The sequence below is a fragment of the Streptomyces sp. NPDC079141 genome (assembly GCF_040686775.1).
In the GTDB taxonomy this organism is placed as follows: Bacteria; Actinomycetota; Actinomycetes; order Streptomycetales; family Streptomycetaceae; genus Streptomyces.
In genome coordinates, this window is the sequence record NZ_JBFBLP010000003.1 from 441,462 (window position 1) to 461,378 (window position 19,917).

21 protein-coding genes are annotated in these 19,917 nt (G+C 70.1%); 11 read left to right on the forward strand and 10 right to left on the reverse strand.

Annotated elements, in window-relative coordinates:
• The first annotated feature begins 52 nt into the window (after nucleotides 1-52).
• A complete protein-coding gene (locus AB0Q90_RS11740) occupies nucleotides 53-1,273 on the forward strand; it encodes a sensor histidine kinase (RefSeq protein WP_363160516.1) in 1,221 nt (406 codons plus the stop codon).
• Nucleotides 1,270-1,935, forward strand: a complete 666-nt coding sequence (locus AB0Q90_RS11745; protein ID WP_363160518.1) for a response regulator transcription factor — start codon at nucleotides 1,270-1,272, stop codon at nucleotides 1,933-1,935. The genes AB0Q90_RS11740 and AB0Q90_RS11745 overlap by 4 nt, the downstream gene beginning before the upstream one ends.
• Here AB0Q90_RS11745 and AB0Q90_RS11750 read toward each other — a convergent pair.
• Together AB0Q90_RS11750 and AB0Q90_RS11755 are read right to left on the reverse strand one after the other, a co-directional pair.
• Nucleotides 1,896-2,180 (reverse strand): DUF6332 family protein, encoded by a 285-nt coding sequence (locus tag AB0Q90_RS11750; protein WP_363160519.1) that lies wholly within the window; start codon nucleotides 2,178-2,180, stop codon nucleotides 1,896-1,898. The two genes, AB0Q90_RS11745 and AB0Q90_RS11750, sit on opposite strands and share 40 nt — an antisense overlap.
• Nucleotides 2,181-2,254: 74 nt before the next feature.
• Entirely contained in the window at nucleotides 2,255-3,745 is a 1,491-nt protein-coding gene (locus tag AB0Q90_RS11755; protein ID WP_363160520.1) for an MFS transporter, read from the reverse strand.
• Between the two features lie 85 nt (nucleotides 3,746-3,830).
• Here AB0Q90_RS11755 and AB0Q90_RS11760 point away from each other — a divergent pair, with 85 nt between their 5' ends.
• Nucleotides 3,831-4,208 carry a MarR family transcriptional regulator gene (locus AB0Q90_RS11760; RefSeq protein WP_363160521.1) on the forward strand — a complete coding sequence of 126 codons (378 nt, stop codon included), beginning with the start codon at nucleotides 3,831-3,833 and terminating at the stop codon, nucleotides 4,206-4,208.
• Between the two features lie 39 nt (nucleotides 4,209-4,247).
• On the opposite strand, the gene AB0Q90_RS11765 is transcribed toward AB0Q90_RS11760, so the two are convergent.
• Nucleotides 4,248-4,982 (reverse strand): maleylpyruvate isomerase family mycothiol-dependent enzyme, encoded by a 735-nt coding sequence (locus tag AB0Q90_RS11765; RefSeq protein ID WP_363160522.1) that lies wholly within the window; start codon nucleotides 4,980-4,982, stop codon nucleotides 4,248-4,250.
• 137 nt (nucleotides 4,983-5,119) lie between these two features.
• On the opposite strand from AB0Q90_RS11765, the gene AB0Q90_RS11770 reads away from it, so the two are divergent.
• Complete coding sequence (locus tag AB0Q90_RS11770; protein WP_363160523.1) at nucleotides 5,120-5,665, forward strand: DM13 domain-containing protein; 546 nt, start codon at nucleotides 5,120-5,122, stop codon at nucleotides 5,663-5,665.
• Between the two features lie 49 nt (nucleotides 5,666-5,714).
• On the opposite strand, the gene AB0Q90_RS11775 is transcribed toward AB0Q90_RS11770, so the two are convergent.
• A complete protein-coding gene (locus tag AB0Q90_RS11775) occupies nucleotides 5,715-6,890 on the reverse strand; it encodes an MFS transporter (protein ID WP_363160525.1) in 1,176 nt (391 codons plus the stop codon).
• A gap of 421 nt (nucleotides 6,891-7,311) precedes the next feature.
• Between AB0Q90_RS11775 and AB0Q90_RS11780 the strand changes: the two genes are divergently transcribed.
• Complete coding sequence (locus AB0Q90_RS11780; protein WP_363160526.1) at nucleotides 7,312-8,250, forward strand: MerR family transcriptional regulator; 939 nt, start codon at nucleotides 7,312-7,314, stop codon at nucleotides 8,248-8,250.
• A 122-nt stretch (nucleotides 8,251-8,372) separates the two neighbouring features.
• On the opposite strand, the gene AB0Q90_RS11785 is transcribed toward AB0Q90_RS11780, so the two are convergent.
• The 5 genes from AB0Q90_RS11785 to AB0Q90_RS11805 form a co-directional block, all read right to left on the reverse strand.
• Nucleotides 8,373-8,639: a hypothetical protein gene (locus AB0Q90_RS11785; protein WP_363160527.1), complete on the reverse strand. Its 267-nt coding sequence runs from the start codon at nucleotides 8,637-8,639 to the stop codon at nucleotides 8,373-8,375.
• Between the two features lie 98 nt (nucleotides 8,640-8,737).
• Entirely contained in the window at nucleotides 8,738-9,205 is a 468-nt protein-coding gene (locus tag AB0Q90_RS11790; protein ID WP_363160528.1) for a hypothetical protein, read from the reverse strand.
• A 197-nt stretch (nucleotides 9,206-9,402) separates the two neighbouring features.
• Nucleotides 9,403-9,987 carry a hypothetical protein gene (locus AB0Q90_RS11795; protein ID WP_363160529.1) on the reverse strand — a complete coding sequence of 195 codons (585 nt, stop codon included), beginning with the start codon at nucleotides 9,985-9,987 and terminating at the stop codon, nucleotides 9,403-9,405.
• A gap of 93 nt (nucleotides 9,988-10,080) precedes the next feature.
• Nucleotides 10,081-11,055 (reverse strand): GNAT family N-acetyltransferase, encoded by a 975-nt coding sequence (locus AB0Q90_RS11800; RefSeq protein WP_363160530.1) that lies wholly within the window; start codon nucleotides 11,053-11,055, stop codon nucleotides 10,081-10,083.
• Between the two features lie 227 nt (nucleotides 11,056-11,282).
• Nucleotides 11,283-11,936, reverse strand: a complete 654-nt coding sequence (locus AB0Q90_RS11805) for a RusA family crossover junction endodeoxyribonuclease (protein ID WP_363160531.1) — start codon at nucleotides 11,934-11,936, stop codon at nucleotides 11,283-11,285.
• Between the two features lie 280 nt (nucleotides 11,937-12,216).
• Between AB0Q90_RS11805 and AB0Q90_RS11810 the strand changes: the two genes are divergently transcribed.
• Together AB0Q90_RS11810 and AB0Q90_RS11815 are read left to right on the forward strand one after the other, a co-directional pair.
• Nucleotides 12,217-13,695, forward strand: coding sequence for a glutamate--cysteine ligase (locus tag AB0Q90_RS11810; protein WP_363160532.1), 1,479 nt, complete (start codon nucleotides 12,217-12,219; stop codon nucleotides 13,693-13,695).
• A gap of 113 nt (nucleotides 13,696-13,808) precedes the next feature.
• Nucleotides 13,809-14,732, forward strand: a complete 924-nt coding sequence (locus AB0Q90_RS11815; protein WP_363160533.1) for an expansin EXLX1 family cellulose-binding protein — start codon at nucleotides 13,809-13,811, stop codon at nucleotides 14,730-14,732.
• A 9-nt stretch (nucleotides 14,733-14,741) separates the two neighbouring features.
• On the opposite strand, the gene AB0Q90_RS11820 is transcribed toward AB0Q90_RS11815, so the two are convergent.
• Nucleotides 14,742-15,578 (reverse strand): methyltransferase domain-containing protein, encoded by an 837-nt coding sequence (locus AB0Q90_RS11820; protein WP_363160534.1) that lies wholly within the window; start codon nucleotides 15,576-15,578, stop codon nucleotides 14,742-14,744.
• 83 nt (nucleotides 15,579-15,661) lie between these two features.
• On the opposite strand from AB0Q90_RS11820, the gene AB0Q90_RS11825 reads away from it, so the two are divergent.
• The 4 genes from AB0Q90_RS11825 to AB0Q90_RS11840 all read left to right on the forward strand — a co-directional run bounded on the left by AB0Q90_RS11825 (nucleotide 15,662) and on the right by AB0Q90_RS11840 (nucleotide 19,916).
• Entirely contained in the window at nucleotides 15,662-16,093 is a 432-nt protein-coding gene (locus AB0Q90_RS11825; protein ID WP_363160535.1) for a helix-turn-helix domain-containing protein, read from the forward strand.
• 90 nt (nucleotides 16,094-16,183) lie between these two features.
• On the forward strand, nucleotides 16,184-17,200 hold the full coding sequence (locus AB0Q90_RS11830) for an alpha/beta fold hydrolase (RefSeq protein WP_363160536.1): 1,017 nt from the start codon (nucleotides 16,184-16,186) through the stop codon (nucleotides 17,198-17,200).
• Nucleotides 17,197-18,819 carry a hypothetical protein gene (locus AB0Q90_RS11835; protein ID WP_363160537.1) on the forward strand — a complete coding sequence of 541 codons (1,623 nt, stop codon included), beginning with the start codon at nucleotides 17,197-17,199 and terminating at the stop codon, nucleotides 18,817-18,819. Before AB0Q90_RS11830 ends, AB0Q90_RS11835 begins: the two co-directional genes overlap by 4 nt.
• On the forward strand, nucleotides 18,816-19,916 hold the full coding sequence (locus AB0Q90_RS11840; RefSeq protein WP_363160538.1) for a MoxR family ATPase: 1,101 nt from the start codon (nucleotides 18,816-18,818) through the stop codon (nucleotides 19,914-19,916). Before AB0Q90_RS11835 ends, AB0Q90_RS11840 begins: the two co-directional genes overlap by 4 nt.
• Nucleotide 19,917: the final 1 nt, after the last annotated feature.

Consider the following 19,917-nt stretch of genomic DNA (forward strand, 5'->3'; position numbering starts at 1 on the left):
CACCACGCGCGGGTGACGCCGACCGCCGGTGATCGCGTCTAGCGTGGCGGTCATGGAAGAGCAGCGCGTACCCGCGGCCGGTCCGTCGCACTGGTGGCGGACCGGACCGCCGTGGTGGAACCGGGAGGACGACCGGGGCCGGTGGCCCTGGCGCTCCACCCTGCTCGTCACGGCGTTCGTGCTGATCGGCTCGCACTTCGCGGCCGAGAGCCAGGTGGACGAGCGGGCGCCCCTGGACACCTTCGCGCGCCTGCTGCTGCTCGCCGCCGGGGTGCAGCTGCTGTGGCGGCACCGGTATCCGGTGGCAGTCGCCTTCGGTACGGCCGCCGCCGCCATGGTCTACCTGGGCGCCGGGTATCCGTACGGTCCGGTCTTTTTGACCGTGGCGCTGAGCTGCTTCAGCGCGATCGTCGCCGGGCACCGGAGGGCGGCCTGGGCGGCGATGGGCACTCTGTGGGCCGGGCATGTGCTGGTGGCGCACTGGCTCTATCGCTGGCTGCCGCCGTCGGGGGACTCGCCCGCCCCGTGGGGGCAGGAGATAGTGATCGCGGCCTGGGTGGTGGCGATCGTGGCGCTGTCGGAGCTGGTGCGGATCCGGCGCGAGCAGTGGGCCCGGGAGCGGGAGGAGCGGGCGCAGGCGGCGCGCCGGAGGGCGGACGAGGAGCGGCTGCGGATCGCCCGTGAGCTGCACGACGTGCTTGCGCACAGCATCTCCGTCATCAACATCCAGGCGGGCGTCGGCCTGGCCCTGCTGGACAGCGACCCCGAGCAGGCGCGCACGGCCCTGACCACCATCAAGGCCAAGAGCAAGGAGGCCCTCGGCGAGGTCCGCCAGGTGCTCGACACGCTGCGCGCGCCCGGCGCGGCGCCGCGCGCTCCGGCGCCCGGCCTGGACCGGCTGCCCGAGCTGGTGGCGCAGGCGGCGAGCGCGGGCCTCACGGTCGACGTCGAGGGCGAGGCGCCCCGCCTCCCACCCGGCACGGACCTCGCGGCCTTCCGGGTCGTCCAGGAAGCCCTCACCAACGTCGTACGGCACTCGGGATCGCGGCACGCGCGCGTGCGCCTCGACCGCGACGGCGCGACGCTGCGGATCCGGATCGACGACGACGGGCCCGCGACCGGCGCCGACGCGGGCGGCAGCGGCAACGGACTGGCGGGAATGCGGGAGCGGGCCGCCGCGCTGGGTGGCACGATCGAGGCGGGCCCGCGCGCGGACGGCGGTTTCCGGGTGCTCGCAGCGCTGCCCCTGACCCACAAGGAGGACGACCGGTGATCCGCGTACTGCTCGCCGACGACCAGTCACTGGTGCGGGCCGGCTTTCGGGCACTGCTCGACGCCCAGCCCGACATCGAGGTGGCCGGTGAGGCCGCCGACGGCGAGGAGGCGGTGCGCGCGGCGCGTGAACTGACGCCCGACGTGGTCCTGATGGACATCCGGATGCCGGTGCTGGACGGGCTGACCGCGACCCGCCGGATCACCGAGGACGACCGGCTGAAGGACGTGAAGGTGGTCATGCTCACCACCTTCGAACTCGACGAGTACGTCTTCGAGGCGATCCGGTCGGGCGCCTCCGGCTTCCTGGTCAAGGACACCGAACCGGAGGAACTCCTGCGCGCGGTACGGGCGGTGGTGGGCGGGGACGCGCTGCTGTCGCCCGGGGTGACCCGACGACTGATCGCCGAGTTCGCGGCGCGCTCCAAGGAGCCCGCGGCCGCCGACGCCCTCGCCGAACTCACCGAGCGGGAGCGGGAGGTGATGGCCCTGGTCGGCATCGGGCTGTCCAACGAGGAGATCGCCCGCCGGCTGGTGGTCAGCCCGCTCACCGCGAAGACCCACGTCAGCCGCACGATGGTGAAGCTCGGCGCCCGGGACCGGGCGCAACTTGTCGTCCTCGCCTACGAGTCCGGGCTGGTGCGGCCGGGCTGGCTCGGCTGAGCCGTCCGCCGGAAACGGACCAGCACACTGATCACCCGGGCGACGAGGACGACCGGGGCGAGGATCTTTCCCGCGAGCAGGAGCAACAGTTCCAGCTTCTGCGGCAGTTCGAAGAGGAGCGCGGGACCGGCGACGGCCCCGAACACCACCGCCGCCGCGAAGAGCGCGCTGCACAGCGCGTATCCGATCTCGACGACGAACGCGTCCTGCTCGGCCTTGCTGCTTCGTCCCCCGTAACCGTTCATACGGCGGAGTCAAACAGGCGTGTGCCCGGCGGGCAAGCGAACCCGCCGGGCACACGCGGTGGAGACGGTCCCCCTTAGTCGCGAACCGGCACGCGGTCCGCCTCCGTCTCCCGCACGGTGGACTTGGCGACCACGACCGAGTGCCGGTCGCGCGGCCTGCGCAGTCCGGTGAGCGTGATCAGCAGGCCCGCGAGGGCGACGAGCGCCACCACGACGAACCCGGGACGGTAGCTGTCCAGGACGGCCTGCGGGGTGGCCTGTTCGGGCGCGCCCGCGGTCACCACCGCCGTCACCACGGCCAGGAAGATCGCGCCGCCCACCTGCACCGAGGTGTTGAGCAGACCGGAGACCATGCCCTGCTCGTGGTCGTCGACGCCGTTGGTGGCCTGGATGTTGAGCGAGGGGAAGACCAGCGCACAGGCCGCGCCGATCAGCAGCATCGACGGCAGGATGGTCGCCGCGTACACCGGGTCGAGGTCGATCTGGAGGAACAGCGCGTAGCCGACGACCATGAGCGCGAAGCCCGCCGCGATCAGCCGCTGGGTGCCGAACCGGTCGACGATCGCGCCGACCTTGGTCGAGGAGAGCGCCACCAGCGCGCCCGCGGGCAGGAAGGCGAGCGCCGTGTGCAGCGCGGACCAGCCGAGCAGCGACTGCATGTACAGGGTGGTCAGGAACTGGAAGCCGACGTAGGAGCCGAAGAAGGCGATGGCGCCGAGCTGGGCGCGGATCTGGTTGCCCGAGCGCAGCACGCCGAGCCGGACCAGCGGCCCCGGCGAGCGCCGTTCGACCAGCACGAAGGCCGTCAGCAGGACGGCTACGGCGAGGAAGGACAGCAGCGTGCGTGCGGTGGCCCAGCCGACCTCGGGGGCCTGCACGACGGTGAAGACCAGCAGCAGCATCGACGCGGTGCCAAGGACGGCGCCGGGGATGTCGTAGCCGTTGTGGTTCTGCTCGCGGGTGCTGCGCGGCAGGAGCTTCAGGCCCGCCAGCAGGGCGAGCAGGGCGATGGGCGCGGGCAGCAGCATGGTCAGGCGCCAACTGGCCTCGGTGAGCAGGCCGGAGAGGACCAGGCCCATGGAGAAGCCGGTGGCGGCGCAGGTGGTGTAGATGGCCAGGGCGCGGTTGCGGACCGGGCCCTCGGCGAAGGTCGTGGTGATGATGGACAGACCGGCGGGCGCGGTGAAGGCCGCGCTCAGGCCCTTGATGAAGCGGCTGGCGATCAGCAGCGGCCCGGAGTCGACGAGCCCGCCGAGCAGCGAGGCGAGGGCGAAGACACCGAGGGCGACCAGGAACACCTGGCGCCGGCCCAGCAGGTCGGCGGTGCGTCCGCCGAGGAGCAGCAGTCCGCCGTAGCCGAGGATGTAGCCGCTGACGATCCATTGCAGGGTCGAGGTGGACAGGCCCAGGTCGGAGCCGATGGAGGGCAGGGCGACGCCGACCATCGACACGTCCAGGGCGTCGAGGAACATCGCGGCGCAGAGCACCAGGAGGGTGCCCCACAGCCGGGGGGTCCAGCGGACTTCCGAGGAGGAGGCCGCGGGGGTGGAGAGCGGAGAGGTCATGGCGAAGACACTACATGCGCATGCATCGAATGCAAATGCATTTAATTCCGATGCAACAAACTTGTTTCTCTGCTACGGTGCGGCCATGGCGGCGAAGAAGGCCGAGCAGGCGCTCGTGGACCAGTGGCGGGACATCCTGGCGCTGCACGCCCGCACGCAGTGCGAACTCGACCGTGCACTGCATCAACACGGCTTGTGCGGCAGCGACTTCGAAGTACTCGACGTGCTCGCGGGCGGCGAGTGCGCGCTGCGCGTGCAGGAGATCGCCGAGCACGTCCACTTGAGCCAGAGCGCGCTGTCGCGGCTGATCGCGCGCCTGGAGAAGGACGGACTCGTCGAGCGCCGGATGTGCCCCGAGGACCGGCGCGGAGTGAAGGTAGCGCTCACCGGCCAGGGGCGCGCGCTGCACGGCGAGGTACTGCCGGTGCAGCGCGCGGTGCTGACGAAGATGCTCGCGAATTGACGTACGCGCGCGGGTGGTTCTCACCCTGCGCGGACAGCTCTAGCCGACGCCGGACTTCTCCCGCCACAGCACGGCCACCGAACCGTCACCGGTCACCGCCGGGAACGGCTCCCGGTTCCACAGCGACAGATACAACTGCACGGCGGGCCCGGACACTTCGCAGTCCGCCTTTCCGGCGTCGCCTCGCGTCGCCACGGGCGGCTCCTGCGACAGCCCCACGGTCCACACCGCGCCGTCCAGGTCGGTCGCCCGCACCCGCAGCACCCGTGGCTCGGCGCTGCGGGCGCGGCTCTTGGCGCGGGCGTGGAAGCCGAACAGCAGCTCGTCGATGCCGTCGGCCGCGAACTCCGCCCCGACCTCGCTTGGCGTCCCACCGCGTGCCGCCTCCGCGTCGATCCGGTGCACAGCCGTCTCGTGCGCCTGCCGGCGGGCCCAGAAGGCGAGCGGCGACGGGGCGGGCAGGAAGTGCCAGCACTCGACGGAGGGCGGGGCGGCGGTGAGGGCGTCGACGAGACGACGGTGACTCGACCGGTACCAGTCCGTCAGCTCGGCGCCGTCGAGAGCCGGCGGATCGGCCATGGGCTGGAAGGACGTGTGGCCCACGGTGACGAACTCGGTCGCCCAGCGATGCACGGCCCCCGTGTGCTGCAGCAGGTCGCGCACCTGCCACCCCGGGCAGGTCGGTACCTTGGCGTCGGTCCCGGCCTGCTCGGCGGCCGCGGCCAGCAGTCGGCCCTCCCGATCCAGGACGTCGATGAACTCGGCAGTCTTCATGCGGCCGATTGTGCCTGATGACCTGCGGTCGAAGGGCAACGGCCGTAAGGGTTTCGTCACTGGTTCAGGACTGCCGCAGGAGCCGGTGATCGGCTGGAATGGGGGTCGACGCAAACTCTCAAGGAACGGGGCGGGTCATGGGGCGCGTGCGGAAGTCGCTGATCGTCGGGGTCCTGGTGGTGGCCATCGCCGGGATCGGATTCGGGCTGTACTGGTTCCAGCCGTGGAAGCTGTGGCAGGACGAGACCGTGGACGAGGCGCTGCCTGCGGCGGTGGAGACGTCCGCGCCGACCGTGACTGAGACGGCCGCTCCTTCCGAGACGCCCGGGCCGCAGACCCTTGCCAGTGGCGAACTGATCAGCCACGAGCACGCCACCTCCGGCAGCGTGAAGCTCATCCGGCTCGCCGACGGCTCCCACCTCGTCCGGCTGGAGAACCTCGACACCAGCAACGGCCCCGACCTGCGCGTCTGGCTGACCGACGCGCCCGTGAAGGAGGGCTCGGCCGGCTGGCACGTCTTCGACGACGGCAAGTACGTCAGCCTCGGCAAGCTCAAGGGCAACAAGGGCAGCCAGAACTACGTCGTACCGGCCGACGTGGACCTGACCCGCTACGGCAGCGTCAGCATCTGGTGCGACCGGTTCGACGTCTCCTTCGGAGCGGCGGAACTCACGCAGGCGTGAGGCGTATCGGGCGGTGAGCTCCTTGCTTGCGGGGAGCGGAGTGCGCGGGTCAGCCCGTGGGCGAGTGTGCCGAGTGCCGGGTCGCGACTCCGATGGCCGCGGCCACGGCGGCCAGTACGGCGACGCTGGTCAGCGCGGCGGGCAGGGAGAACCACTCGGCCATGAACCCGATGGCGGGCGGCCCGAGGAGCATGCCGCCGTAGCCCAGTGTGGAGGCGGTCGCGACACCGCTCGGCCCGGCGAGCGCGCCGGCGCGCTCGATGGCGACCGGGAAGAGGTTGGCCAGTCCGAGCCCGGTGACGGCGAACCCGACCAGCGTCGCCCACACGGCGGGGGAGAGGGAACCGAGGAGCATCCCGGCGGCCGCGGTGGCGCCGCCGACGACCACCGTACGGGTGCGGCCGAGCCGTTCGAGCAGGGTCGAGCCCGTCAGCCGGCCGAGCGTCATGGCGAGCGCGAAGCACGAATACCCCACCGCCGCGAGACCCGGTGAGGCGTCCAGGTCCTGTTCGAGATGCAGCGCGCCCCAGTCGGCCATGGCGCCCTCGCCGTAGGCCGTGCACAGCGCGATCAGCCCGAATACGACGACCAGCCCGCGCGTGCGCCGGTCCGGGCGGCGCGGCTGGCCGCCCCCGTCGCTGTCGGTGCGGTCCGGCGGTCGTGGCGGCTCCTGCCGCAGGAGCGTGCGGCCCGCGACGGCGGTGACCACCAGTCCGACGACGGTGAGGCCCAGCAGATGCTGCGTCGGGGAGACGGCGCCGGCGACCAGGCCGCCGAGCCCTGCGCCGATCATCCCGCCCAGGCTGAAGGCGGCGTGGAAGCTGGGCATGATCGGCCGCCGGAGCGCGGCGACCAGGTCGACGGCCGCGCTGTTGAAGGCGACGTTGATCCCGCCGTAGGCGGCGCCGAACAGCAGCAGTACGGCGGTGAGGGCGGGCACGGAGTGGGTGAGCGGGGGCAGGGCGACGCTGAGGGAGAGCAGGACGGCGCAGACGACGGTGACCTGGTGGTTGCCGTAGTGGCGGCAGAGGCGCCCGGTCAGCGTCATGGTGACGACCGCCCCCGCGGAGACGCCGAGGAGAGCGAGGCCCAGGGTGCCGGCGGAGGCGTTGACCTGGTCCTTGATGGCGGGGATCCGGACGACCCAGCCCGCGAAGACGAAGCCGTCGAGGGCGAAGAAGGCGGTGAGGGCGAGGCGGAGTCGGGTGAGGGAGTGGTCGGGCACGGCGTTGTGCGTTCGGACTTTGTTTATTAGCGGCACAAAGTCAGGCTAGGTGTGGGGATGCGATCGGGCAAGGGTGTGGCTTGGCTCCGAGGTCTGTGTCGGCCGGGTGTTGTCAGTGGCCCTGGGTACGGTGCGAGGCGATCTTCGCGCGGTTCAGGGGGCGATGCCGATCCGGCGTCGGGGAGTGAGCGGATCTCGTCACCGAGGCCGGGAGAGAGGACGGATACTCCCGACAGCCGGGAGATTTTCGAGCGGTATCTCGCCGATCGTGCTGACCCGGTGCCTTCGCAGAAACGGTGGTCATGAGCCGAGTCAGAGGGACGAAGGTGCTGGCCGGTATTGTCAGGACTTGTGGAGTGATCGGCCGTCGGCAGGCGGATGGGCTTGAGTCTCCCGTAGGGGGAGACGCCAAGGTGGGGGCATGGACGGCGACACGCTCTACTCGATCGGCGAACTGGCCCGGCGGACCGGTCTGACGGTCAAGACCATTCGGTTCTACTCCGATCGCGGGATCGTGGCGCCGACGGACCGCAGCCCGGCCGGCTACCGCCTCTACAACATCGACGCTGTCGCACGCCTGGACCTGGTGCGAACCCTGCGGGATCTGGGGCTGGACCTGCTCACGATCCGCAGGGTCGTGGACCGGGAACTCTCGCTTCCCGAGGTCGCTGCCACGCACGCCGGAGCCCTGGCCGTGCAGATCCGCGTCCTGCGCCTGCGTCATGCGGTGCTGACGGCGGTAGCAGAGCGCGGGCTCACTGCTGAGGAGACGGATCTCATGCACAAGCTGGCCCAGCTCTCCGAGGACGAACGCCGACGTCTGATCGGGGATTTCCTCGATGGCGCCTTCGGCGGCCTCGGTGCCGACTCTGCGTTCGCGGGGGTCAGACGTTCGATGACGCCCGAGCTGCCCGACAACCCTGAGGTGGAGCAGGTCCGGGCGTGGGTGGAGTGGGCCGAACTGGCCCTGGACCCGGATTTCCGCGCCGGCATGCGGCGGATGGCCGAGGACCTCGCGGCCGAACGGGCACAAAGTGACACCGTGGGCCTGCGCCGCGACCTCGCTGCAGTCGTCCGTGACCAGGCCGGCCCCGCCCTGGCGGCAGGCATCGACCCGGCCTCGCTCCAGGCCGATCCGATCGTTGCGGCGCTTGCGGCTCACTATGCCCACGTCCTCGGCCGCCCCGACGACGCCGAACTGCGCCGCCTGCTGCTGGCCCGGCTGGAGAGCGTGAGCGACCCGCGCCGGGATCGGTACCTCCAGTTGCTCGCAGTCATCAACGGCTGGCCCGCCCCGCAGAGCCTGGCGCCGGTGCTCAACTGGTCCGTCCAGGCCGTCCGCGTCCGAATGGAGCGGTAGTGGGCCTGGATCGTCTCTGGAGCTGACGACGGAAGTCAGGTGTCATCGCCCCTGCGCGAATGGTGCCCGCATGACGCACACCAAATACAGACTCGCGTGCTGCGTCTCCAACTGGTGGGCCGTCACTGCTGATCGGTGAGGAAGAACTCCATCCACTCGATGCCCGGAACGCTGAAGCGGGCGCCGGTGTTGGCGGACGCGATGCCCGTGAACTCGCGGTGTCCGTCCGGACCCGGGTCGCTCAGGATCCACGGGGACGCCAACTTCCAGGCGCAGTCGAGGGTGGTGAGCAGTGCGGTCTCCGGAGAGGCGCACGTCAGCGGGGAGAGCAGTCGCAGTTCGGCGAGTTCGGGGAACTTCCAGTAACGGTCGTAGTGGTCGATCTCCATGGGGAGGGGCGACCACGCTCTCAGGCGATTGACGACGCGTTCCGCACCGGCTCGGTCATTCGTGTGTGCGTAGCAGCGCCAGCGGACCGTCTCGAACATCAGATGTGCGCCCGGACCTGCCGTACGGGATGGCCGAGGGCTTTCCCGATGACGGCCAGTTCCTCGTCGCTGAACCAGATGCGCTCGGGGTTCCAGACGGCGATCTCGAAGCGGGCGAAGCCGCACGGCCAGTCGTAGTGCAGCGTGTCCAGGGAGGTCGCGGCTCCGCAGCACGGGACTTGCGTCGCCAGGGTCTCGAAGCCGTCGTCGCAATGTGCTTCGAGGAGGTCGGCCCACCACTCGGTGTCGATCGACGCACCGCAGTGCGGGCAGCCGATGCGCTCCAGATTCTCACCGCAGTCGACGACCGTGAGGGTGTCGTGCCACGTGACGTCGATCTCGACGTCGACGCCGTCCGGGAGCCCGGGGGCCAGGCCCTCCACGACCGACGCCGTGCGATCGGCCGCGGCCTGGTCCGGTTGCCAGTGCGGATCGGTCGGGATGACGGAGAGGACGTCGTCGCTCATGGGGGGGGGACTCGATTCGGCGGGTGCAGGGTGTTCGGGCGGCGTGATGGTACTGAAGGGGTCCGTCGGGTGGGGTGAGGGCGTGATGTCGTACGCAGGTTGAGGTCGAGGTCCGCCTGGGCGTCATGGTTGGCGACCTGTGGCGCACTGCAGTGTTCCCGGAAGCCCACGCCGGGGAAGACCGCTGTCGTTGCCGCTCAGTCGTTGGCCGCTCCGTAGTGCAGGACTCCTTCCTGCGGAAGCAGATAGCCAATCGCGCGGGAGCCCGGAAGCCTGCCTGCCAGCGTTGCCGCGTCGGTGCATCCGGAGACTTCATAGCCGATCACGGCGAGGCTGAAAGGTGCGCGGCGGAACACCTCCGCCCCAACGCCCGCAAGCCAGTCGTCCAGGACGGCGGACCTGAAGAACGGCCGGCCGTCCCAGTAGGCGATGCCGGCCTTGCTCAGCGCTCCGACGGGCACATAGAAGTCCAGCCAGTCGCTGCTCTCATCGCCCCCGCGGATCGCCACGCACCCGCAAACCGCCAGCCGACCGGTCGGCAGGCGCACCTGACCGCGAACGTGTCCGTACTCGGCCAGTGAGGCAACCGTGCACGACACGGTCGCTTGTTCCTCGGGCTCCCGGTCTCGGAACGCAAAGCATCCCTGCACATCCGCTGCGGACCACACAGCGCCCAGAATTTCCTGCACCCGAGCGTCATCGGTTGATCCAACCTCGATGGCCAGTTCGTAGAAGCCATCGGTCCAGTTGCTCTGATCGCGGAAGGAGGCAGGATTCGACATGAGGCGATCATGAGGCACGGCTCTGCCCTCCGACACCCACTTTCAGTGCTGAGCAGCACTACTGACCTTCAGTAGGAACGGTGTGCGGTGGACTCAGCGCCAGTCGTCGATGACGTAGGCGTCTGGGTGGCTGTAGCCAGGTTCGTTGGGCTTGTGCATGGTCACGCCTTGCAGCCAGGTATGGAAACCGCGGTCGACCAGGCGCCGGTAGGCATCCTGGCGGGCCAGGTTCACTCCGGCGTCCAGTTGCCCGAGCCCCTTCTCGGCGGCCAGCTGCTCGCACGCGTTCAGCAGTCGTTCGAACCGGTCCGCGGCATCCGGGCCAGGGCGTACGGCGCCGAATTTGACGAAGCACACGTCCTCTCCGGCCTCCGACCCCGCTCCGCAGTGGCAGACAGCCAGACCGTCGAGGTCGGAGTCGGCGCCGTTGAGGAGGATGGTGTCACCGAGCCCCTGCGCCTGTGTGGCCACGATCTCGCGCTCCAAGTTCAGGCCCTCGTGCACGGCCTCCGTCAGTGCGCGACTGCGGCTCAGTGCGTCGGGCCGCTCAGCGGCGGTCAGTTCGCCGTACAGCACTCGGCCGGGGACTGCGGCACTGACGGCGACCTGTTTCTTCATGATGGCGGTAAGGAATCGGGGCCAGAAACCGTACCGGCGGTAGAGCTCCAGGTGCTTGGGACTGTGCGAGAAGGTGAACAGGCCGATGTGGCGGCTGTCCCAGGTGTCGAAGCAGGCCATGACCGGTTCCATGAGGCGCCTGCCGATGCCCTGGTCCCACAGGTCCGGACGTACGGTCAGCGGGCCGAAGAACCCGACGCTGCCCCAGTTGGCGGCGAAGTTCGATCCGACGACCTCGCCCTCGACGGTCGCTGCGAAGGCCGCGTGTGGATCTGCCGCCCAGCGGGTGCGGACATAGTCGGCGGTCCCGAAGAACGTCTCCGGCTCAGGGACCCCGAGGAAGGTCCCGAAGGCGACCCTGAAGATCTCATCGGCCCGATCCAGGTCAGGCTCAACCAGCGGGCGGACCGACACCGAGGCGGCGACATTCGTTCGCTTCGCTGCGGGCATGATCGCTCTCCTTTCCGCCCCCGGTTCCATCGCACCACGGACGTGCGCCGCGGGCGAAGCGACAGGTCCGGCGGTACCTCAAGGATCGAGCGGCCGCGTCGGACGGCAGTGATCGGTCCGTGTTGGTCATCGTTGAGCGCGCTTCACGGCCGAATCCGTGTGCGGCTGCCTCGGTATGCCGCTGTCTGTGCTGTTGATGTCAGCGACGTATGTCACGACCGAGACCATCAGAAATTCGCGTGATGAAGCACTTCGAACTTTCCCAGACGCGCACGCGGAAACGGACGCACCAACGGGAGTACGCTCCGTGCGGCGCTCTCGGAGATCCCCTCATGGAGCAGTTGTTGGTAGGTCGCGAGTGCCGCTCGATACCCTCGCACCAGATCCACCTGAACCGACCTTGCTGCCTGCGGCAAAATGTAGCAGCGGTCTGCGCTGAACTCTACAAAAGTCAGCCCTTCGCGAGATATGTAGTTGTCTCCCATCAATCCTGCGAATTTCAACTCAAAGCCTGTTTGCGGCCCAGGGGTCATCCAGGATGCGTGGATCGATTGAATCTGATTGTCATCGATCATGATGCCGTCGATCCCCGTGACTGCGTCAAGAATCGGCTTCAGAACGTTGTCGAGGTCAGCCACTAGATGGGTCTGGTGGCGACGAGACTCCTCGATGAACCACTCCAGGGACACTTCAACGTCGTGAGTAAATACGCCTATTGTGGCCTTCTGGACAGCTGAAGCGAGTGCATTCTTGAAGCTGGCCTTCCGGGCAGGATCAGCCTGGAGTGAAATGGGGTCTACCGTGCTGCGTATTTCGACCCGGCCATAATCGTGAAACTCCTGCACATCGAAGTCGCCCTGGGTCACCACTGAACTGGACATGGACGGCATCTTCTCAACACCGGGCGATCGTCACAAGCGCCGAGGACTGCGGGCAGCGGAGGCCGCTAACCCCGGCCGGTGAATGAATTTGCCAAATGAGGCTCGGATTCACGTTGATCCCGCCGTGGGTGGCATGCGCTCAGGCTTTGTTCATTGGCGGCACAAAGCAGCTTCAGGTGCGCCCGAACCCGACGACAAGACCACGGGCTGGGCGAGCCCCGCCCGAAGTGGGACGCTGGGTGAGCGAGAGGTATCCGCCGAGGGGACTCGGGAGGGTGCGATGGGACGTGACGTGCCGGCCCTGGTGTTTACGCGGGAGGACCGCCGCCGGTACCGGGAGAAGATGCACACCTGTCTCGACGTGCTGGCGCAGATGCTGCGTGAGTCGGGGTTCGAGAGTGAGCGGCCTCAAGTGGGGCTGGAGATCGAGCTCAATCTGGTGGACGAGCGCGGGCTTCCGGCGATGCGGAACACCGAGGTGTTGCAGGCGATTGCCGATCCTGCATGGGCGAGCGAGCTGGGTCGGTTCAATCTGGAGATCAATATTCCGCCCCGGCAGCTGACGACCGGCGGCCCCGGTGCCTGGGAGCAGGAGATCCGTGACGCGCTCAACCATGCCGAGGAACGTGCCTCGGCCGTGGGCGCGCATCTGATCATGATCGGGATTCTGCCGACCCTTGGGGAAGCGGACGTGGGCGAGGCCGCGCTGTCCGGTGATCCGCGCTACCGGCTGCTCAACGAGCAGATCTTCGCGGCGCGGGGCGAGGATCTGCGGATCAGGGTGGATGGGGTGGAGGCCCTCTCGACGTACGCCGACACCATCACCCCTGAGGCCGCCTGCACCAGCACCCAGTTTCATCTCCAGGTCTCTCCGCGGGAGTTCGCGGACTACTGGAACGCAGCCCAGGCCGTCGCGGGCGTCCAGATCGCCCTCGCGGCGAACTCGCCGTTCCTCTTCGGCAGGGAACTGTGGCGCGAGACCCGTATTCCGCTGTTCGAGCAGGCCACCGACACCCGGCCGCAGGAGATCAAGGCTCAAGGGGTGCGGCCCCGGGTGTGGTTCGGTGAGCGCTGGATCACCAGCGTGTTCGACCTCTTCGAAGAGAACGTGCGCTACTACCCGGCGCTGCTGCCCCTGTGCGACGACGAGGACCCGCAGGAGGCGCTGGACCGCGGCGCCGTCCCGAACCTCGGTGAACTGACCCTGCACAACGGCACGATCTATCGGTGGAACCGCCCCGTCTACGCCGTCACCGAGAGCGGGCCGCACCTGCGCATCGAGAACCGGGTCCTGCCCGCCGGCCCCACCGTCGCCGACATCATCGCCAACGGCGCTTTCTACTACGGCCTCACCCGCGCCCTGGTCGACGAGGACCGCCCGGTCTGGAGCCGGATGTCCTTCTCGGTCGCCGAGGAGAACCTCCACACCGCCGCCCGCGACGGCATCGACGCCCGTCTGTACTGGCCCGGCACGGGCGAAGTACCGGTCACAGAGCTGGTGTTGCGACGGCTGCTGCCCCTCGCCCACCGGGGTCTGGAACTGGTCGGCATGGACGTGGAGTGGCGTGAACCCCTGCTCGGCGTCATCGAGCAGCGCTGCGTCACCGCCCGCAACGGAGCCGTCTGGCAGGCGGAGTCGGTCCACCATCTGGAGAAGTCCGCCACCGCCGACCGGGACGAGGCACTGCGGCGGATGACCACGACGTACATGGACTACATGCATCTCAACGCACCCGCGCACACCTGGCCCGTGGACTGAGTGCCGGACCCCAACAGCGGCCCGGAATCGTGCTTGTTGCCGTACCCCCACGTCTGGCACGATCGCTCCTCCTGTCCCTCACGGCACCGGAAGGCTGCCGTCAAGGAGGTCCGGTGCACAGACGGTGGCTGTTCATATCGGCGGCCGTGGCGCTCATCGTCATCTCCCTGACCGTCGTGCTGTTTTCCGACGCAGACTCCGACGCCGACCGTCGCGCCGCGGCCACCCCCGACGCCAGTGCGCAGATGGACCTGCCGCACGCGCCGGACTCCCCGACCACCTCACCCCGTACGACCCATACGGCCCGTACGACCCCTTCGGCCACTGCGTCCTCGAAGCCGTCCGCCGAACGCACGCCCCGCAGGACCACCGCGCCGCAGCCGTCGGCGACCCGCGCGCCCCAACCAGCCTCCGCCGCCGCCCCGTTGGCCGGACGGATCCGGCCCGGCGCCACCTACCAGGGGATCGCCACCTTCTACGACGCCGACGGCACGGGCGCCTGCCTCTACGACGCGAGCAGTGACGTCATGACCGCGGCGATGAACCACACCGACTACGAGTCGGCCAAGGCGTGCGGCGCGTATGTGCTGGTCCGCGCGGCCGACGGCACCTCCGTCACGGTGCGCGTCACCAACGAGTGCCCGGAGTGCGCGCCCGGCCATATCGACCTCAGTGCCCAGGCGTTCGCCGAACTCGCCACGCCCTCGGCCGGCCGGATCCCGGTCACCTGGCAGCTGGTGAGCCCGGGCGGCGCGGACCCGCTGTCGATCCGGTACAAGACCGGGTCCAGCCAGTACTGGTGCGGCATCCAGGCGATCGGCCACCGCAATCCGGTGGCGCGACTGGAGGTCCGTGCGGGCAGCGGCTGGCGGGCGCTGCCGCGCGCCGAGTACAACTACTTCCTGTCCGAGGACGGCGCCGGGTGCGGTGGTGCGATCCGGATCACCGACATCTACGGCGAACAGCTCACCGTCCAGGGGATCGCCGTACGGCCGAACGTCGTGCAGCCGACCGGGGTTCAGTTCGCCGCGCGCTGAGGGCCGGGGTCAGGCCGCCCGGGCGACGACCAGCCAGCAGGCGGCGGTGAAGCGGACGTCCGTGCCGTGCACGAAGGGCTCGAAGGCGGGCCGGACCCTCGCGATCACCCGCTCCCGGGTCTCCTCGTCCACCTCGGGAAGCACCTGGCCCAGCGGGCCGAGCCGGGTGAAGTAGCCCACCAGTTCGCTCTCGGGCAGGGTCAGGGGCACGTCGACCGGGCGGATGTCGATGTCCGTCCATCCGCTCTCCGCCAGGATCCGGTGGATCCGGTCCGAGTCGGCGAACGCGAACTGCCCCGGCTCGTCCGGCCGTCGGGCGGGCAGGTTCGGCAGGAGGGGGGCCGCGGCGCGTTCGGCCGTCGTCATGTACGGGTTCTCCTCGGCGCCGCGCCAGCAGACGAACCGCAGCCCGGCGCCGTCCCTGGCGGCGCGCCGCAGGTTGGCGAAGGCCCGCACGGAGTCGCTGAAGAACATCACGCCGTTGCGGGAGACGACGGCGTCGAAGTCGGCGGGTTCGAACGCGTGGTCGGCGGCGTCGGCCAGGACGAAGGACGCCGGTGTGCCCTCCCGCTCGGCGCGTGCCCGGGCGGCGTCGAGCATCGGCTCCGAGATGTCGACCCCGACGCAGCGGCCCGCCGGACCCAGCCGCCGGGCGACGGCCAGCGTGATCCCGCCGGTGCCGCAGCCGACATCGAGCACGCGGTCGCCGGGTCCGGCGGGCAGTGCTTCGAGGAGAAGGTCCTCCAAGGGCTGGAACATCCCGTCCAGCAGCGCCTGGGTCTCGACCCAGACATGGCCGCCGCGGCCCTTCCAGCGGGCCGCCTGTTCGTCAGAGGTCTCGCGCATCAGGTCCATCATCGCCTCCCGTGCTTGCCGTCGTCGAGCGGAGATGACAGCGTGCTACTTCAAGTCGACTTGAGGTCAAGAAGATGACGGATCTGGACATCGCCGAAGTGGCGCGCCGCGCCGGGGTCCCCGCCTCGACCCTGCGGTTCTACGAGGAGAAGGGGCTGATCGCCCCGACCGGCAGGCGGGGTCTGCGCCGCCAGTACGATCCCGGCGTACTGGAACGCCTGGCGCTGATCGCGCTGGGGCGCACGGCCGGGTTCTCGCTCGACGAGATCGCGCACATGTTCGCCCCCGACGGGCGGCCGGACCTCGACCGGCAGATGCTCGCGGCCAAGGCGGACGAGCTGGACCGCAGGATCCGCGAACTGGGCGTCCTGCGGGACTCCCTTCGGCACGCCGCCGCCTGCCCGGCGCCGAGCCACATGGAGTGCTCCACGTTCCGCCGCCTCCTGAAGGCGGCCCTGTCCGGCGTGGTGGCGGTGCCGAGGAGGCGGGCTCCGCGACCAAGGTGATCGCGCCCGACGACGTCCGTGAATCCCGCACGTCCGCTGGTCGAACTGGGTAGCTTGGCAGCACGGAGCTCACGCGGACAAGGAGCAGGAGTGCGGGCAGCTCGGCTGGGGGTTGTGCTCGTCCACGGGTTCAACTCCTCCTCGGAGATGTGGGAGCCGCTGCGCCGGCTGATCGACTCGGACGCCGGCCTCGGCTTCGTCGAGACACTGCCCTTCGCCTACTCCACGCACCTGTGGACGGTCGACCCGCGCCGCCGAATACCGGGCTACGACACGGTCGCGGACAGCCTCAAGGAGTTCCTCGACACCGAGGCACGCCCGTTCCCCCGACTGCTGCTGATCTCGCACAGCCAGGGCGGGCTCGTCGTGCAGCGCTGCCTGACCCGAATGGCCGCCGAGGGGCGCGCCGCCGAGCTGGCCCGCATCGACCGGGTCGTGATGCTGGCCTGCCCGAACAACGGCTCGCAGATCGCCCTGTCCCTGCGCCGCCGACTGCTCGGAGGCAACCCCCAGGAGCGCGAACTGCGCCCGCTCGACGAACGGGTGGCCGACACCCAGCGCGCCGTCCTGCGCGACCTCGTCCACGCGCGCGAGGTGACGGCACACACCTGCCCGATTCCCTTCTCGGTGTACGCGGGCGAGACAGACAACATCGTCACCCCGGCCTCCGCGCGCGGCGTCTTCCCCGACGCCGCCGTCCTGCCCGGCGACCACTCCGGCATCGCCCGCCCCGACAGCCACGACCACCGCACGTACACGACACTGCGGCGCCTGATCCTGCTGAGCACCGAGCCGGCCGAACCCGCCCACGCCTTCCCGGACACCTTCGCCCTGGTGGCGGTCGCCGAGCGGATCCCGGACATGGAGGACGCGGCCTTCCGACGCATGATCGTCAGCCTGATGCGCCGGTCCCTGGCGCCCGACAGCGGCTTCTCGGCCGCGTACAAGGACCACGCCCGGGACCACCTGGTGGAGATCGTCGAACGCTGCCGTTCGCACCGCGACGCCCGAGGCGCCCTCGCGGCCTTCCGCGACGCGGTCGCCGCCCTGCGCCCTGACGAGGCGGCCACCGAGGAGCTGCGCGCACTCATCGGGGACCGCCCGTGAAGAGGGCGCGGGCGGGGGTGTCCGGCGACGACGGACGGCGGCAACCGCACGGCTGGACCGCGCAGGACGTGGAACGGCTGTGCGGGGCACTGGGCGCCTTCTCCGATCTGGACGATCCGCAGTTCTTCCGGCAGGTCTGCTACCTCATGGGCAAGCGGCTCGGGCGGTTCGCCGTGCCGTACCACGCCGACCCCCGCAGCCGGATCCTCGCGCTGGCCGTGGCGATCGACCGCGCCCAGGAGCGGGAGCGAGCGGTGCGGGCCCTCGCGGACACCCTGCGCTTTCTCCGCGGCGACGAAGCGGCCATGACGGAACTGGAGGACATCGTCGCCGAGTTGGCCCCCGAAAGCCGGCTCTCCGCACCGAGACTCCAGGAGATCACCGAGTATCTCGACACGATGAAGGCCACGATGCCGCTGGTCGTGGCGCATGCCGCACTGCACCGCGCCCTGCTGCCGGGCGAGCCCTCCGGGCTGCGCGGAACGGAAGACCTGCCCGGCATGGTGCACCGGCTGAACGACGCCAAGGAGCCCGCGACCGCGTTCGGTCCGGCCGAGCCGCTCGTCCTCCGCTTCCTGGCCGAGCTGGCGGCTGCCGCACCCAAGGACACGGCGGAGGTCCTGCGCAGCCACCTCCTGCTCACGGCCCACGAACTCGGCCTCCCGCCCGACGCCCGCGCCACGCTGATCGGCCGGCCCGACGCGGTGCCCGCACAGGCCGACCGCCGGGTGCTCCAGATCCGCCTCGACGAGCACGCGCCAGGAACCCAGCAGTACACCCTGGAGGCCGCCCTGTTCGACTGGACCGACGACGGACTGTGCCGGCCCCTGAGACGGGGCGGCGACCGGGTCTACACCGTGCGCGAACTCCAGCAGTGCGGCAGAACCTGCCTCGTGGAATGGGAGGACCTCGTCATCGGACTGGACGCCGCGGACCACGCCCACGTGGAATTCCTGCTTCCCTGGTCGCTGCTCGCCCACCCGGTCGAACGCTGGCTGACCGACGACCAGGGGTACCTGCTCGGCCACAAGTACCCGGTGGTCGTACGCTCCCTGGACCGGATACGACGGCGTTCCTGGCACCGGGACTGGAGACGCCGATGGGCCGTGCTCCAGGACTCCGGCGAGCCGGACCGCCTGCTCGCCTGGCTGGCCCTCAACGCACCCTCCGCCCTGGAGGAGCACGGCGACGTGCTCTATCTGCGCGGGCGGGACGGCGAGGTCAGGGCCTGGCTCGACGACCACCCGGACAGCGCGGGCATCGCCCTCGCCTTCGCCTACGACCACCGCGACCCGCGCAGCTCGCTCGCCCTTCGGGAGGCCGTGTGCGAGGGAGTGGCGTTCATGGTGTGGCGGCGCGACGACGGAGACCCCGCCGAACTCGCCGAACGACTGCGGGAATCCGCCCACGACCGCTTCGCCGACCTGCCCGCCCGCCTACGACAGTGGCGGCGCGGCGTCCCGCGGGACGACGAGGCGGACATGCACAACCACCTGACGCTGTTCTGGGACGACCCGGACTGCGTCCACCGCGAGGGGCCGCTGAGCGTGCCCGGAACAGAGGGGTCCCACGCGGTGTCACCGGCCGCCGGGCCGCGGACGAGGGGGACACGGACATGACCACGGAGGGCACAACAGGCCGCTTCGAGGCGGCACAGGTGCCGCCGGACCCGGCACCCGACTGGTGGATCTACCGCTGCACGGCCGAACCCCACGACGGCATACGACGACTGCCGCCGCCACCGCCGTGGCGCTCCTTCACCGACACGGCCGACGCCGACGCCCTCCTGGAGCCGCCGGACAAGGAAGCGACGCCCGGCGAGCGCGCCCGGTCGGGCCGGAATCGCAGTGCCGCCCTCTACCAGGCGGAACGCGAGGAGATCCATCTCGTCAACATGGCGCTCCTGCTGCGCCGCCCGCTCCTGGTGACCGGCCCGCCCGGCGTCGGCAAGACCACGCTGGCCTACAGCATCGCCCGGGAGCTCCGCCTCGGCCCCGTGCTGCGCTGGTCCGTCAGCAGCCGGACCACACTGCGGGAAGGGCAGTACGAGTACGACGCGATCGGGCGCCTGCAGGATGTCGGACTTCGCGGCGGTCGTTTCGCGGACCCGCAGCCGCAGGCCGACGAGGCCGCCCCGCCGCCCGACGTCGGAAAGTACCTGCGCCTCGGCCCCCTCGGCACCGCCCTGCTCCCGTGGCGCCGACCGCGGGTGCTGCTCATCGACGAGATCGACAAGAGCGACGTCGACTTTCCCAACGACCTCCTCCATGTCTTCGAGGAAGGCGAGTTCACCGTCCTCGAACTCGCCCGGCTCCAGCAGCACACGGCCACGGTGATGACCGCCGACCCGGGCGGCTGGGTTGAGTTGACGCACGGTCAGGTGCAGTGCAACGACTTCCCCGTGGTGGTGATGACCAGCAACGGCGAGCGCGAGTTCCCGCCCGCATTCCTCCGGCGCTGCATCCGCCTGGAGATCCGCCGCCCGGACCGGACCAAACTCGCCCGGCTGCTGGCCGCCCACCTGCCCGACGGCCCTTCGCCGTCCGCACGCGCCGAACTCATCGACGAGTTCCTGCGCCGCCAGGAACGGGACGGCTCCGAACTCGCCAACGACCAGCTTCTCAACGCCGTGAGCGTCGCACAGCAGGTCTGGAACGACCCGGAGGAGCGGCAACTGGTCGTCGACCACCTCCTGCGCCCGCTCAACGAAGGCTGAC

What these genes read in the sequence shown, in the direction of transcription:
- AB0Q90_RS11740 (WP_363160516.1), top strand. Translation starts at nt 53, where the DNA reads ATGGAAGAGCAGCGCGTACCCGCGGCCGGTCCGTCGCACTGGTGGCGG.
- AB0Q90_RS11750 (WP_363160519.1), bottom strand. Translation starts at nt 2,180, where the DNA reads ATGAACGGTTACGGGGGACGAAGCAGCAAGGCCGAGCAGGACGCGTTC.
- AB0Q90_RS11755 (WP_363160520.1), bottom strand. Translation starts at nt 3,745, where the DNA reads ATGACCTCTCCGCTCTCCACCCCCGCGGCCTCCTCCTCGGAAGTCCGC.
- AB0Q90_RS11760 (WP_363160521.1), top strand. Translation starts at nt 3,831, where the DNA reads ATGGCGGCGAAGAAGGCCGAGCAGGCGCTCGTGGACCAGTGGCGGGAC.
- AB0Q90_RS11765 (WP_363160522.1), bottom strand. Translation starts at nt 4,982, where the DNA reads ATGAAGACTGCCGAGTTCATCGACGTCCTGGATCGGGAGGGCCGACTG.
- AB0Q90_RS11770 (WP_363160523.1), top strand. Translation starts at nt 5,120, where the DNA reads ATGGGGCGCGTGCGGAAGTCGCTGATCGTCGGGGTCCTGGTGGTGGCC.
- AB0Q90_RS11780 (WP_363160526.1), top strand. Translation starts at nt 7,312, where the DNA reads ATGGACGGCGACACGCTCTACTCGATCGGCGAACTGGCCCGGCGGACC.
- AB0Q90_RS11785 (WP_363160527.1), bottom strand. Translation starts at nt 8,639, where the DNA reads ATGGAGATCGACCACTACGACCGTTACTGGAAGTTCCCCGAACTCGCC.
- AB0Q90_RS11790 (WP_363160528.1), bottom strand. Translation starts at nt 9,205, where the DNA reads ATGAGCGACGACGTCCTCTCCGTCATCCCGACCGATCCGCACTGGCAA.
- AB0Q90_RS11795 (WP_363160529.1), bottom strand. Translation starts at nt 9,987, where the DNA reads ATGTCGAATCCTGCCTCCTTCCGCGATCAGAGCAACTGGACCGATGGC.
- AB0Q90_RS11800 (WP_363160530.1), bottom strand. Translation starts at nt 11,055, where the DNA reads ATGCCCGCAGCGAAGCGAACGAATGTCGCCGCCTCGGTGTCGGTCCGC.
- AB0Q90_RS11805 (WP_363160531.1), bottom strand. Translation starts at nt 11,936, where the DNA reads ATGTCCAGTTCAGTGGTGACCCAGGGCGACTTCGATGTGCAGGAGTTT.
- AB0Q90_RS11810 (WP_363160532.1), top strand. Translation starts at nt 12,217, where the DNA reads ATGGGACGTGACGTGCCGGCCCTGGTGTTTACGCGGGAGGACCGCCGC.
- AB0Q90_RS11820 (WP_363160534.1), bottom strand. Translation starts at nt 15,578, where the DNA reads ATGCGCGAGACCTCTGACGAACAGGCGGCCCGCTGGAAGGGCCGCGGC.
- AB0Q90_RS11825 (WP_363160535.1), top strand. Translation starts at nt 15,662, where the DNA reads ATGACGGATCTGGACATCGCCGAAGTGGCGCGCCGCGCCGGGGTCCCC.
- AB0Q90_RS11840 (WP_363160538.1), top strand. Translation starts at nt 18,816, where the DNA reads ATGACCACGGAGGGCACAACAGGCCGCTTCGAGGCGGCACAGGTGCCG.